The 12,248-nt window shown below is 61.9% G+C and carries 12 protein-coding genes, 1 tRNA gene and 1 pseudogene; 11 read left to right on the top strand and 3 right to left on the bottom strand.

The features are described from left to right. The first annotated feature begins 48 nt into the window (after nucleotides 1-48). The 11 genes and pseudogenes from rpsK (at nucleotide 49) to QMG84_RS16625 (ending at nucleotide 7,690) form a co-directional block, all read left to right on the top strand. Complete coding sequence (gene rpsK / locus QMG84_RS16675; protein ID WP_014890740.1) at nucleotides 49-438, top strand: 30S ribosomal protein S11; 390 nt, start codon at nucleotides 49-51, stop codon at nucleotides 436-438. 103 nt (nucleotides 439-541) lie between these two features. Continuing rightward, nucleotides 542-1,561, top strand: coding sequence for a DNA-directed RNA polymerase subunit alpha (locus QMG84_RS16670; RefSeq protein ID WP_202071297.1), 1,020 nt, complete (start codon nucleotides 542-544; stop codon nucleotides 1,559-1,561). Nucleotides 1,562-1,709: 148 nt separating this feature from the next. Then, nucleotides 1,710-2,123, top strand: coding sequence for a 50S ribosomal protein L17 (gene rplQ / locus QMG84_RS16665; RefSeq protein WP_202071298.1), 414 nt, complete (start codon nucleotides 1,710-1,712; stop codon nucleotides 2,121-2,123). Between the two features lie 4 nt (nucleotides 2,124-2,127). Continuing rightward, the gene (locus tag QMG84_RS16660; RefSeq protein WP_281929284.1) at nucleotides 2,128-2,556 is read left to right on the top strand and encodes a DUF4260 domain-containing protein; all 429 of its coding nucleotides are present in this window, start codon (nucleotides 2,128-2,130) and stop codon (nucleotides 2,554-2,556) included. A 162-nt stretch (nucleotides 2,557-2,718) separates the two neighbouring features. Then, a complete protein-coding gene (locus QMG84_RS16655; protein ID WP_281929283.1) occupies nucleotides 2,719-4,170 on the top strand; it encodes a DegQ family serine endoprotease in 1,452 nt (483 codons plus the stop codon). A gap of 1 nt (nucleotide 4,171) precedes the next feature. After that, nucleotides 4,172-4,492, top strand: a complete 321-nt coding sequence (gene cutA, locus QMG84_RS16650) for a divalent-cation tolerance protein CutA (RefSeq protein ID WP_281929281.1) — start codon at nucleotides 4,172-4,174, stop codon at nucleotides 4,490-4,492. Nucleotides 4,493-4,590: 98 nt separating this feature from the next. Beyond that, entirely contained in the window at nucleotides 4,591-5,562 is a 972-nt protein-coding gene (gene sppA, locus QMG84_RS16645) for a signal peptide peptidase SppA (RefSeq protein WP_281929280.1), read from the top strand. A 47-nt stretch (nucleotides 5,563-5,609) separates the two neighbouring features. Beyond that, a complete protein-coding gene (gene ihfB / locus QMG84_RS16640) occupies nucleotides 5,610-5,900 on the top strand; it encodes an integration host factor subunit beta (RefSeq protein WP_036285063.1) in 291 nt (96 codons plus the stop codon). A 105-nt stretch (nucleotides 5,901-6,005) separates the two neighbouring features. After that, nucleotides 6,006-6,347 carry a LapA family protein gene (locus tag QMG84_RS16635; RefSeq protein WP_202071303.1) on the top strand — a complete coding sequence of 114 codons (342 nt, stop codon included), beginning with the start codon at nucleotides 6,006-6,008 and terminating at the stop codon, nucleotides 6,345-6,347. 106 nt (nucleotides 6,348-6,453) lie between these two features. Further along, nucleotides 6,454-6,529, top strand: a tRNA-Thr gene (locus QMG84_RS16630). 160 nt (nucleotides 6,530-6,689) lie between these two features. Next, nucleotides 6,690-7,690: pseudogene (locus QMG84_RS16625) on the top strand (phage integrase central domain-containing protein). A 114-nt stretch (nucleotides 7,691-7,804) separates the two neighbouring features. Here QMG84_RS16625 and QMG84_RS16620 read toward each other — a convergent pair. Genes QMG84_RS16620 through QMG84_RS16610 form a run of 3 tightly spaced genes read right to left on the bottom strand, consistent with a single transcriptional unit; the run spans nucleotide 7,805 to nucleotide 12,172 of the window. Further along, nucleotides 7,805-10,951, bottom strand: coding sequence for a type I restriction endonuclease subunit R (locus QMG84_RS16620; protein WP_281929279.1), 3,147 nt, complete (start codon nucleotides 10,949-10,951; stop codon nucleotides 7,805-7,807). Then, nucleotides 10,944-11,966 (bottom strand): SIR2 family protein, encoded by a 1,023-nt coding sequence (locus QMG84_RS16615; protein WP_281929278.1) that lies wholly within the window; start codon nucleotides 11,964-11,966, stop codon nucleotides 10,944-10,946. Before QMG84_RS16615 ends, QMG84_RS16620 begins: the two co-directional genes overlap by 8 nt. An 8-nt stretch (nucleotides 11,967-11,974) precedes the next feature. After that, nucleotides 11,975-12,172 carry a restriction endonuclease subunit S domain-containing protein gene (locus tag QMG84_RS16610; protein ID WP_281929277.1) on the bottom strand — a complete coding sequence of 66 codons (198 nt, stop codon included), beginning with the start codon at nucleotides 12,170-12,172 and terminating at the stop codon, nucleotides 11,975-11,977. Nucleotides 12,173-12,248 lie beyond the last annotated feature (76 nt).

Below are 12,248 nucleotides of genomic sequence, written 5' to 3'. Positions count from 1 at the left end.
GGAGCCGCTGGCGTTACGGCGGCGTCGATATCGAAAGGCAAGAGTTAAATGGCCAAGGACACTACCCGCGTTCGTCGTCGCGAGCGCAAGAACATCGTCTCCGGCGTCGCGCATGTGAACTCGACGTTCAACAACACGATGATCACCATCACCGACGCTCAAGGCAATACTGTGTCGTGGTCGTCGGCCGGCTCGATGGGCTTCAAGGGTTCGCGTAAGTCGACCCCCTACGCCGCGCAGATGGCCGCCGAGGACGCCGCCCGCAAGGCCGGCGAGCATGGCGTGCGCACGCTCGAAGTCGAGGTTTCGGGCCCCGGTTCGGGCCGCGAATCGGCTCTGCGCGCGCTGCAGGCGGCGGGCTTCACCGTTACGTCGATCCGCGACGTGACGCCGATCCCGCACAATGGTTGCCGTCCGCGCAAGCGCCGTCGCGTCTGACGCTACGGCAATAGGAAGCCTGCTTTCAATCGAGCATATTTCGCGCGGCCCCGGCTCCTCCCCGCCGGAGCCGCGTTCAGGAGCTTCAAGGAAAGGCGCCCCAGTGAGCATCCAGAAGAACTGGCAGGAACTCATCAAGCCGAACAAGCTCGACGTGACGCCCGGCGACGATCCGCGCCGCGTGGCGACCGCCGTTGCCGAGCCGCTGGAGCGGGGCTTCGGCGTGACGCTCGGCAACGCCCTGCGCCGCATTCTTCTCTCGTCGCTGCAGGGCGCGGCGATCACCTCGATTCACATCGACGGCGTTCTGCACGAATTTTCGTCGATCCCCGGCGTGCGCGAGGACGTGACCGACATCGTCCTCAACATCAAGGACATTTCGGTCAAGTATCAGGGCGAGGGCGTGAAGCGCCTGACGCTCAAGAAGACGGGCCCGGGCATTGTCACCGCTGGCGACATTCAGGCGACGGGCGACGTGCAGGTTCTCAACCCCGACCTCGTCATCTGCACGCTCGACGAGGGCGCCGAGTTCCGCGTCGAATTCACCATTTCGACCGGCAAGGGCTATGTGCCGGCTGACCGCAATCGCGCCGAGGATGCGCCGATCGGCCTCATCCCGGTGGACAGCCTTTATTCGCCGGTGAAGAAGGTCAGCTATCGCGTCGAGAACACCCGCGAAGGCCAGGTGCTCGACTATGACAAGCTGACGCTGACCGTCGAGACCAATGGCGCGATCACGCCGGAGGACGCGCTCGCTTTCTCGGCGCGCATCCTGCAGGATCAGCTGAACGTCTTCGTCAATTTCGAGGAGCCGCGCCGCGAAGAGGCCGCCCCGTCGATCCCGCAGCTCGCCTTCAATCCGGCGCTGCTCAAGAAGGTCGACGAGCTGGAGCTTTCGGTGCGCTCGGCGAATTGCCTGAAGAACGACAATATCGTCTATATCGGCGACCTTATTCAGAAGTCGGAGGCGGAAATGCTCCGCACCCCGAACTTCGGCCGCAAATCCTTGAACGAGATCAAGGAAGTCCTTGCGCAGATGGGCCTGCATCTGGGCATGGAAGTCCCCGGCTGGCCGCCGGAGAACATCGACGATCTCGCCAAGCGGTTCGAAGAGCATTATTGAGTTTGCGCCCTTCTCCCGCTTGCGGGAGAAATGAGGGCCCTCACCCGACCCCTGCTCCGCAGGGGCCACCCTCTCCCGCAAACGGGAGAGGGACATAAGGAGACGGCCGTACCTTGGCACGGCGGCCGCATAAGCAACGGAGAGCCACATGTATCACGGTCACAAGAAGCGCCGTTTCGGCCGCACCCATGAGCACCGCAAGGCCATGTTCGCGAATATGGCGCAGGCGCTCATCAAGCATGAGCTGATCATCACCACTCTGCCGAAGGCGAAGGATCTTCGTCCCGTGGTCGAGAAGCTGGTGACGCTCGGCAAGCGGGGCGATCTGCACGCCCGCCGTCAGGCGATCGCCCAGATCAAGGACGTCAAGCTCGTCGCGAAGCTCTTCGACGTTCTCGGCCCACGCTACAAGGAGCGCAATGGCGGCTACACCCGCGTTCTGAAGGCGGGCTTCCGCTATGGCGACAATGCGCCGATGGCCGTCATCGAATTCGTCGATCGCGACGTCAATGCGCGCGGTCAGGACTCCGGCCCGGTTCAGGTCGAAGAAGAGGCGGCGTAAGCCCATGAAGACGATCGGCGCGGAACCGGGTTTTGTTTCCGGCGCGCCGAAGCTTTTGCTGAGAATTGAAGGGGCGGCGCTGATGGCGGCCGCCCTTTTCTATTACGCGCAGGCCGGCGGCGACTGGGGACGTTTCGCGCTGCTGTTTCTGTTCCCGGACCTTTCGCTCTTGGCTTATCTCGCTGGGCCGCGGCTCGGGGCGATCGCCTATAATCTCGCCCACACGACCATCGGCCCCTTCGCCTATGGCGTCTTGGGCGCCGCGACCGGGCAGCCGCTGCTCATGCAGATCGCAGCGATCCATTTGGCCCACATCGGCTTCGATCGGCTGCTGGGCTTCGGGCTCAAATATGGCGTGAGCTTCTCCGCCACGCATCTTGGTCCGGTTGGAAAGGCGGCGCCCCGGACCGCGAGCCTTCAGGCTCGCTTCTAAAGGCACTCCGCAAACGTCGATAGACTTTTGCGAAAAGAATGCGCTCCAGCTTTTTGGATCTGCTAAGCGCGCCCAAAGGCGGCGGTCCATAGCTGCATCCTCGCGGTCGCCAGAATTCATGCTTATATACCGCCCCGTTGGATTCTCTTTCCGGAGCGGCTGATGCGCCTCGATCTGCGCCACCTTGTTTTTGGAGCTTTTGCCTGCGCGGCCGGCGTTAGCGCCGCCTATATCGAACGCGCGGCCGAGCCCGCGCCCGCGCATGCGCAGGCGGTAGAGGGCAGCGTCGTTCCCAAAAGCCGCGCAGAGATCACGCTTTCCTTCGCCCCGGTCGTCAAAAAAGCCCAGCCGGCGGTCGTCAACGTCTTCGCCTCGCGCGTCGAGCGCATGCCGGCCAATCCCTTCCTCGACGACCCGATCTTTCGCCGCTTCTTCGGCGAGGGTGGCGGCATGCCGGGCCGCTCCAATACAGCGCAGTCGCTCGGCTCCGGCGTCATCGTCGACCCCGCGGGTCTCGTCGTGACAAATAACCACGTCATCGAGGGCATGACCGACGTGAAGGTCGCGCTCGCCGACAAGCGCGAGATCCCCGCCAAAATCCTGCTGCGCGATCCCCGCACCGATCTCGCCGTGCTGAAGCTTACCGAGGGAACGAACTTCCCGACGATGGAGCTTGGCGATTCGGACGCGCTCGAAGTCGGCGATCTGGCGCTCGCCATCGGCAATCCCTTCGGCGTCGGCCAAACTGTCACGCAAGGCATCGTCTCGGCCCTGGCGCGCACCCATGTCGGCATCTCCGACTATGGCTTCTTCATTCAGACGGACGCCGCCATCAATCCCGGCAACTCCGGTGGCCCGCTCGTCGATATGAACGCCCGCGTCGTCGGCATTAATTCAGCGATCTTCTCGAAGTCCGGCGGCTCCATCGGCATTGGCTTCGCGATCCCCGTCAATATGGTGAAAAGCGTGCTGCTTGCGGCCAAGGGCGGCGGCAAGATGGTCAAGCGCCCGTGGCTCGGCGCGACGCTGCAAACCATCTCTCAGGAGATCGCCGAAGGTCTGGGGCTCGATCGCCCGACCGGCGCGCTGCTCGCCGACATCGACCCCAAGGGGCCTGCCGCCGATGCGGGGCTAAAGCGCGGCGACGTGATTGTCTCCATCGACGGCCAAACGGCGGACGATCCGGAGGCGGTCGGCTATCGCCTGGGCACCAAGCCGCTCGGCGGGCAGGCGACGCTCGGCGTGCTCCGCGGCGGCAAGAAGATCGTTGCGCAAATGCGCCTGACCCCCGCGCCCGAGACGCCGCCGCGCGATACCATCAAGCTTAAGGGCCCGTCGCCTTTCGCCGGCGCCACGGTGGTCAATGTCTCGCCGGCCGTCGTCGAGGAAATGTCGGTCCAGGGCGCCGCCAATGGCGTCGTCGTGTCCGAGATCGAGGACGGCTCCTTCGCCCAGCAGCTCAATCTGCAGCGCGGCGACGTCGTGCTCGCGGTCAACGACCAGAAAATCGAGACGACCCGCGACCTCGAAAAGGCCGTCTCCAGCCGCGCTTATTACTGGAAGATCACGCTGGCGCGCGGCGGGCAGGTCTTCACCACGGTCGTCGGCGGCTAGGATGAGCGGCGTCTCGATCCTGGTGACGACGATCGATTCGGACGAGAAGGCGCGCGCCCTAGCGCATGCCGCTCTCGCCGAAAAGCTCGCCGCCTGCGTGCAGATCACGCCGATCTCCAGCCTCTACGTCTGGAAAGGCGCATGCTGCGAGGAGTCCGAATTCCGAATCGAGATGAAGCACCGCACGGAAGATTATGCGGCGCTCGCGGCTTTGGTGCGCCGCCTGCACAGCTACGAGACGCCGGAGATACTCCGCGTCGACGCGGCCGATACGGATCCCGCCTATGCCGCCTGGCTGCGCGAGTCGACGCAGCGCGGCTGATTTTGCGAAAATTTGAGCCCTTTCGCGGCGTGGGCTTTGCAAACCGCCCCAGCGGCGCTTACCTACTGCCCGCAGCACAGCGCTGCCAGGAGCGATGAATGACGGCAACCACGGATTATTTGCTCGACCGTCGGCGGTTGCGGCGAAAACTCGGCTGGTGGCGCATGGGCGCCATTGTTGCGGCCGTGATCGCCGCGCTCATTGCGCTCTCGCGGCTGTCGGGCGCTGATTCTCCTGACAAGCTTACGCCCCACGTCGCCCGACTGTCGCTGCAGGGCGTGATCACCGGCGACAAGGATACGATCGACCTCATCAAGAAGATCGGGGAATCGAGCCAGGCAAAGGCGGTGCTGCTGACGATCGATAGCCCCGGCGGGACGACGACAGGAGCCGAGAGGCTCTACAACGAGCTGCGGCGCCTCGGCGAGAAAAAGCCCGTCGTCGCAGTCGTCGGCACGGTTGCGGCCTCCGGCGCTTACATTGCGGCGCTCGCCGCCAATACGATCGTCGCCGAGAGCAATTCGCTCGTCGGCTCGGTCGGCGTCCTGTTCCAGTTTCCCAATTTCTACAAGCTTTTGGAAAATGTCGGCGTAAAGGTCGAAGAGGTGAAATCCTCGCCCCTGAAAGCCGCGCCCAATGGCTACGAGCCCACGAGCGAGGCGGCCAAGGCGGCGATCGCCAACCTCGTCGCCGACTCCTATGGCTGGTTCAAGGAGCTTGTGAAGCAGCGCAGGGGGCTCGACGACGCCGAGCTGGCGAAGGTCGCGGACGGCCGCGTTTTCACCGCGCGTCAGGGTGTGCCGCTCAAGCTCGTGGATATTATCGGCGGCGAGCGCGAGGCGATCATCTGGCTCGAGACCAATAAGAACATCGCCAAGGACTTGCCGGTCCGGGACTGGAAGAAGAAATCGAGCATCGAGCGTCTTGGGCTCGTCGAAGGCGCGGCCGCGCTCGCCAGGGTCGCCGGCCTCGCCGCCATCGCCGAGGTGCTGGATCAGGCGGCGAGCGCCGAGCGGAGCGCGAGTCTTGACGGTCTTCTGGCGATTTGGCAGGGTTTCGACGCGCGCTGACGCCGACCCGAGGTCGATTTTCAGCAGAAAAGGACACTAGAGCCAACATGATCAAGTCGGAGCTTATTCAGCGAATTGCACGCCGCAACGGTCATCTTTACCAACGTGACGTCGAGACGATCGTCAGCACGATCCTCGACGAGATCACAGCGGCTCTGGCGCGCGGCGACCGGGTTGAGCTGCGCGGTTTCGGCGCTTTCTCGGTCAAGAAACGGGACGCGCGCACTGGCCGCAACCCGCGCACGGGCGCGCAAGTCTCCGTGCAGGAAAAATCCGTGCCCTTCTTCAAGACGGGCAAGGAGATGCGCGAACGCCTGAACGAGAACTACCAGGGCTGACGCCAGCCGCCGCGCTCGATCGGGCGCGGCGCCATCATGACGCCGGGCTCCCGCGGCCGATGCGCTGCCAACAAGCCGGCGCGCGGTCGACGTTAGGGAGAGGCAATGAAATCCATTCTGCGAGTCCTCGTCTTCGTTCCGCTGGCGTTGATCATCCTGTTCTTTTCCATGGCCAATCGCGCGATGGTGAAGATCGGGCTCGATCCTTTCGCGGCCAATCCGGCCGACGCGCCTTCTGTCGAAGCGCCGATGTATCTGGTCGTCCTGGCCGCGATGGCGCTCGGCGTGCTCGCCGGCGGCGTCTCCTCCTGGCTCGGCCATCTGCCGGTGCGCCGCGCCGCCAAAGTTGCGCGCGCCGAAGCCAAGAAAACCCGGCTCGAGATCGAGAAGCTGCGTCAGCAGGCGCTTGCGGAACTGCCGAGCGAGTCCAAGGCGGCCAAGCGTTGACGGCTCGACCGGGCGGAAGGCGCGACTCACAAAATCTTGCAACCAAGACGCTTGAAAAACCAGCCGCACGCCGATAAGAGAAACCCGCGCGCCCAGAGCCGCGCATGCCGCAATAGCTCAGCTGGTAGAGCACATCATTCGTAATGATGGGGTCGGGGGTTCGAATCCCTCTTGCGGCACCATATCTACCTCCGAGAACGTCCAAATCCGTCTAAAAATCGCTGAAAAACAAAGCCTTCAGGCAAATTCGTAGTCTGAGGGCGTCCTTTGTCGTCCGGTTGTGTCCAACAAATTCGTTGGTATCGTTGTTGGCATATTCCCCGCTTTCAGGGCGATACCAACATGCCGCTCAACGATCTTGAAATCCGCAACGCCAAGCCCAGCGACCGACTCAGGAAGCTTTCGGACGGCGGAGGCCTCCAGCTTTGGATCACACCGGACGGGGCGAAGCGCTGGAGACAAGAAGCGCCGCGAGGAAAATGCCGACCGGACGCTCTCCAAGATCAAATGGCTGTTGAGCCTCGCCAAGTCCGATATTGGGGCGCGCCCGATTTCCGAAATCAGCGCCCCAGAAGTTCTCCGGGTCCTGCGTGCCGTCGAAGCGCGGGGCCGCCATGAGACTGCGCGCCGGTTACGTGCGACCATCGGGCAGGTTTTTCGTTACGCCGTCGCCACTGGCCGCGCCGACACCGATCCGACTGGAGCGCTTAGAGGAGCTATCATCGCGCCGGTGGTGCGCCATCGGGCGGCAATAATCGAGCCAAAGGCATTCGGAGGCTTGCTGCGCGCCATTTGGGATTACGAAGGCGCGCCTGAAACCAGGATCGCGCTGGACCTGCTTTCGCTGACTTTCGTCCGCCCTGGCGAACTACGCGCGGCCGGATGGTCGGAATTCGACCTGGAAGCCGCAGTCTGGGCAATACCGGCGGAAAAGATGAAAATGAAGCGCACATCGGGTTCCCCTCGCGCCCCAAGCCGTCGCCCTGTTGCGAGAACTTCACGCAATCACCGGTGACGGCAAATTCCTTTTCCCTTCCGTTCGCTCGGCGAACCGCTGCATGAGCGAGAACACAATCAACGCCGCATTGCGTCGCCTCGGATTCGGCAAGGAGGAAATAACGGGGCACGGTTTCCGGTCTGCGGCTTCGTCAATTCTGAACGAATCGGGATTGTGGAATGCCGACGCCATCGAACGCCAATTGGCTCACGTCGACAATGACTCGGTTCGGCGCGCCTATGCCCGCGCGGATTTTTGGGACGAGCGCGTCCGCATGATGGCTTGGTGGGCGGAAAGGTGCGAGGAGATGCGCCGTGGCGGGGTTGTCATCCCGTTGCGAGCGTGATCGGTGAATGATTATCTTTCGCGGACAGAAAAAATTTCCGCGTGAAAGGGAGCCCGATCGATATGACCCTCCGAGGCCCTGAACTTTAACCCCACCGCCTGCGGCGGATTTCCATCAAGCGATTTCCTGCAGAAGCGCCTCGGCCTGGGCCAGCACGGTTTGAACGGCTTCTTCCGCAAGGTCCGGCGGATAGCCGTATTTTTTCAGGATGCGCTTCACCAACACGCGCATATTGGCGCGTGCGCTTTCTCGTTTCGCCCAATCGACAGTCACATTCTTGCGTAAGTTTTCGAGAAGCTCATGCGCGATGACGCGCAGCTTTTCGTCGCCCATCGCCTTGACTGCGCTTTCGTTCTCCGCGAGCGCCTCATAGAAGGCGACTTCTTCGGGGGACAGCCCTAGCTCTTCGCCCCTCGCGCGTGCCGATTGCATGTCCTTGGCGAGTGCGATGAGTTCGTTGATCAGTTCGAGCGCGGAAATCGCGTTGGTGTGGTAGCGCGCCACCGCCTCTTCAAGGCGGGTGGAGAATTTCCTGGCTTCGACAAGGTTCGATTTCGAGCGGCTGCGAATTTCGCCGTTCAGCAGCTTTTTCAGCGCCTCCAGTGCAAGGTTCTTGCGCTTCATGCCCTGAATTTCCGCGAGAAACTCGTCGGACAGGATCGAAATATCCGGCGAGGTCACGCCCGCCGCCTTGAGGATGTCGACGACTTCCGACGAGGCGATGGCCCGGTCGATCAGTTGTTGCACGGCAAGGGCGCGCTCGGCCTTGCCGATTCCGCCTTTCAATGTCGATTTGGCGATCGCCGCGCGGACGGTCTGGAAGAAGCCCACCTCGTCCCGGATGGCCGCCGCCTCGTCGCTCGCCGAGGCCAGCGAATAGGCCTTGGTCAGCTCCAGCACCAGATCCTGATAGGCGCGATGGGCGCGCTTCTTCTCCTCGTCGCTGGCCTTTTTGGCGGCCTCGCCCTCCTGCCATTTCAGCACCCAGTCGATGGCGCCGGCGAGCGTCGCTAATCGTTGCTGCGGCGGCCCAGCCATGCCGGTGGCATAGTCGAAGCCGTGATAGACCGCTTTCACGCGCTCAAAGCATTCGCGCATCTTGGCGATGGCGGCTTCTTCGTCGATGCCGGTCTTATCGCGGTCCGAGTCGCTATAGTCCGCGAGCGCCTTTCGGAGGTTCTGGGCGATGCCGATATAGTCGACGACAAGCCCGCCCTCTTTATCACGAAAGACCCGATTAACGCGGGCGATGGCCTGCATGAGCCCGTGGCCGCGCATCGGTTTGTCGATATACATCGTATTCATGCAGGGCGCGTCGAAGCCCGTCAGCCACATGTCGCGCACAAGAACGAGCTTTAGAGGGTCGTCGGGATTGCGCGCGCGCTTGGCCAGGGCGTCGCGCCGGCGCTTGCCGCCAATATGCTGTTGCCAAGGTGCCGGGTCGGAGGCGGCGCCGGTCATGACGATCTTGATCGCGCCTTCCGCGTCGTCGTCCGAATGCCAATCGGGGCGTAGAGTGACGATTTCGTCGTAGAGTTTCACGCAGATGCGCCGGCTCATGCAGACCGCCATCGCCTTGCCCTGCAAGGCTTCGAGGCGCGCCTCCAGATGCGTGACGAGATCGGCGGCGATTTGCTTGATGCGCTTGTCCGAGCCGACCAGCGCTTCGACCGTCGACCATTTCGCCTTGAACTTCTCCGCCTCGGTCAGCGTCTCGTCTTCGAGCATCTCCTCGATTTCGGCGTCAATCTTCGGCTTTTCGTCTTCGTTCAGCTCGATGCGCGCGACGCGGCTTTCGTAATAGATCGGGACGGTAGCGCGATCCTCCACCGCGCGGGAAATGTCGTAAATGTCGATGTAGTCGCCGAAAATCGCAGGCGTGTTGCGGTCGTCGCCTTCAACGGGCGTGCCGGTGAAGCCGATGAAGGAGGCGTTGGGGAGCGCCTGCCGCAGATAATGCGCATAGCCGTAGCGGCGCTTGCCGGTCTTCGTGTCGAGCTTGGCGTCGAAGCCATATTGGCTGCGATGCGCTTCGTCGGCGACGACGATGACATTGCGGCGATCGGTCAGCAGCGGGAAATCCTCTTCGCCAGGCGCCGGCGAGAATTTCTGCAAGGTGGTGAAGATGACGCCGCCAGCCGAGCGCTCCAGCAGACGCTTCAAATCATCGCGGCTCGTCGCCTGTTCGGGCGTCTGGCGGATGAGATCGCGGCAGAGGCTGAAGGTCGCGAAAAGCTGATCGTCGAGATCGTTGCGGTCGGTGAGGACAACGAGCGTCGGATTGGCCAGTTCGCTCGCGCGCACGGCAAGGCCGGCGAAAAATGCCATGAGATAGCTCTTGCCCGAGCCCTGGGTATGCCAGATGATGCCGATCTTGCGGTCGCCGTCCGGCTGCGACGCAGCGATGGCCTCGCTGATCGCCTTTTGCGCGCCGTGGAACTGGTGATAGCCGGCGATGATCTTGAACGGGCCTTCGCCCTTGTCGCCGAAGACGGTGAAGTCGCGAATGAGCTTCAGGAAGTTTGCATGGTCGAAGACGCCGCGTAAAAGCGTGTCGAGTTCCGGCGCGCCGGGCGGGGCGTAGTCGGCGCCATTGACGGTGCGCCAGGGCATGTAGCGCTCTTCGTCGGCGGTCAGAGAGCCGATGCGCGCCCTTATGCCGTCGGAGACGACGAGGGCGGCGTTGGCGCGAAAGAGCGAGGGAATTTCGGCCTTGTAGGTTTCGATTTGGCGAATGGCGGCGGAAATCGTCGCGTTTTCGTCGCCGGGATTTTTAAACTCCAGCACGGCGAGCGGCAGGCCGTTGACGAAGAGAACCACATCGGCGCGGCGATTGCGTCGACGCTCGATCATCGTGAACTGATTGACGACGAGCCAGTCATTGGCCGCGGGATTGGAAAAGTCGACCAGCCAGACTTTGGCGGAAAGGACTCGGCCCGCATCCTTATATTGGACATCGACGCCTTCGGTGATGAGCCGATGCAGGCGGCGATTTTCTTCAACGAGAACCAGCGTTTCGTCATTGAGAACGCGGCGGATGGCTTCGGCGCGCGCTTCTTCGGGAATGGTCGGATTGATGTCGGCGACGCAGGCCTCAAAGCGCTTGACGAGGATCGCATCCTTGAAGGAGGCGCGTTGCGGGGCGGCGCCGTCGGGGGAAATGTCGCCCCCGTGGAAATAGGCCCAGCCGAGCGATTTAAGCGTCTCGATGCCGGCATGCTCGACATGGTCTTCGGAGAAACCAAAGCGAAAGTCAGCCATCTAAACCGCCTTCCATCAAACTGATTAGGAGGTCCTCGATGGATTGATCATGATCGTCCGGTGGATAGTAGATCGGGTGGATTTCAGCATCGGCCAAAAAAGCGCGTCTTTCTGGCCTTTCTGCTTCGGGCGGGCAAGGCAAGAATGCGTAGTGTCGGACTGGAGTATCGGGCGCGTTTGACCGGATTTCTCGTAATGCATTGATCGTTCGGTCCGCTTGCAGGCTGCATCCCATAAACAGAAGGCTGCGGCTACCAAGAAGCACGTTCAAAATTGCCGTAAGTGTAGTGCGCCCATTGTAAGCGGCCTCGTATTCGGTCCTGGTCAGCACGCGTCCGTCACTCGAATCTGCCTCGCCGTGCAAGCGAAGGAGACAATGAGGATTGTTGGCGATGCGAGACCGAGCATCAGCCAAACGCGATCCTGAATATTCGATTGGAAAGGCCTTACCGGCATTTCGATAGACATGGGTGAGTACGTAATCAAAATTGGTTGTGATAACTTCTTGCTCAAACAGAACCGGCATCAACTGAACGGGGCCTGCAACGTTCCGGCAGTGACTTCCGAGGTGGCTATGAATTTCCTCATTGAAGGCTCCACGCAGCTCATTTTGAATGCGCTCAGCCGCCTCCTCATAAAGCCCTTCACGTAGAAGCCGCTCTATGTCTGATTTCAAATGGGGAAGGTCCACCAAAAGAGAGAGCAGGAAAGTGCCCCACGGCTTGAAGCCGCTGGCCAACGACATTCCGGCTCCCACGAAAGGCAAGACCGCGCCGTTACGAAACCTTTGCGTGAGCGCGCGAAATCGCGGGAGGCCTCCATTATCTGTCAAGAACTGGCGCGCGCGCTCTTTTGCAGCCTGCTTTGCATCGTCCACCCATTCGATGAAAACCTGAATATAGCCGTCAGGGTCCAGACCTTCGAGGACTTGCTGACGAGACCAGCGAAGACCGCGAATTTTGATATCGCCTTCTTCGTTCAATTCATCAAGGAAGCGTTGGCGAAAGTATTCCATTGCAGCTCTCAAACGAACTTTTCAGCATCGCGCACGCGCACGCGCACGCGCACGCGCACTCCGCCGGACATGAGTTTGGAAAGGAGATAGTCGCGGGTTTCGGCGAGGGTGCGGTTTTCGGAGCCTCGGCTTTGAATCAAGTTCAGCAACGGGCCTACGAGTTCGTCGTGCGCCGACAGCAATTTTTCAGGCGGCAAATCCAGCACGATTTGTCGAATGCTCTCTGAGTTTACGGCAGTTGCGATAGACGATGTGCTCCCTAGAGGGTGTTATGTACTTTGG

It is taken from the genome of Methylocystis iwaonis (genome assembly GCF_027925385.1).
Lineage (GTDB): Bacteria > Pseudomonadota > Alphaproteobacteria > Rhizobiales > Beijerinckiaceae > Methylocystis > Methylocystis iwaonis.
This window is presented reverse-complemented; position numbering and strand designations above follow the sequence as displayed.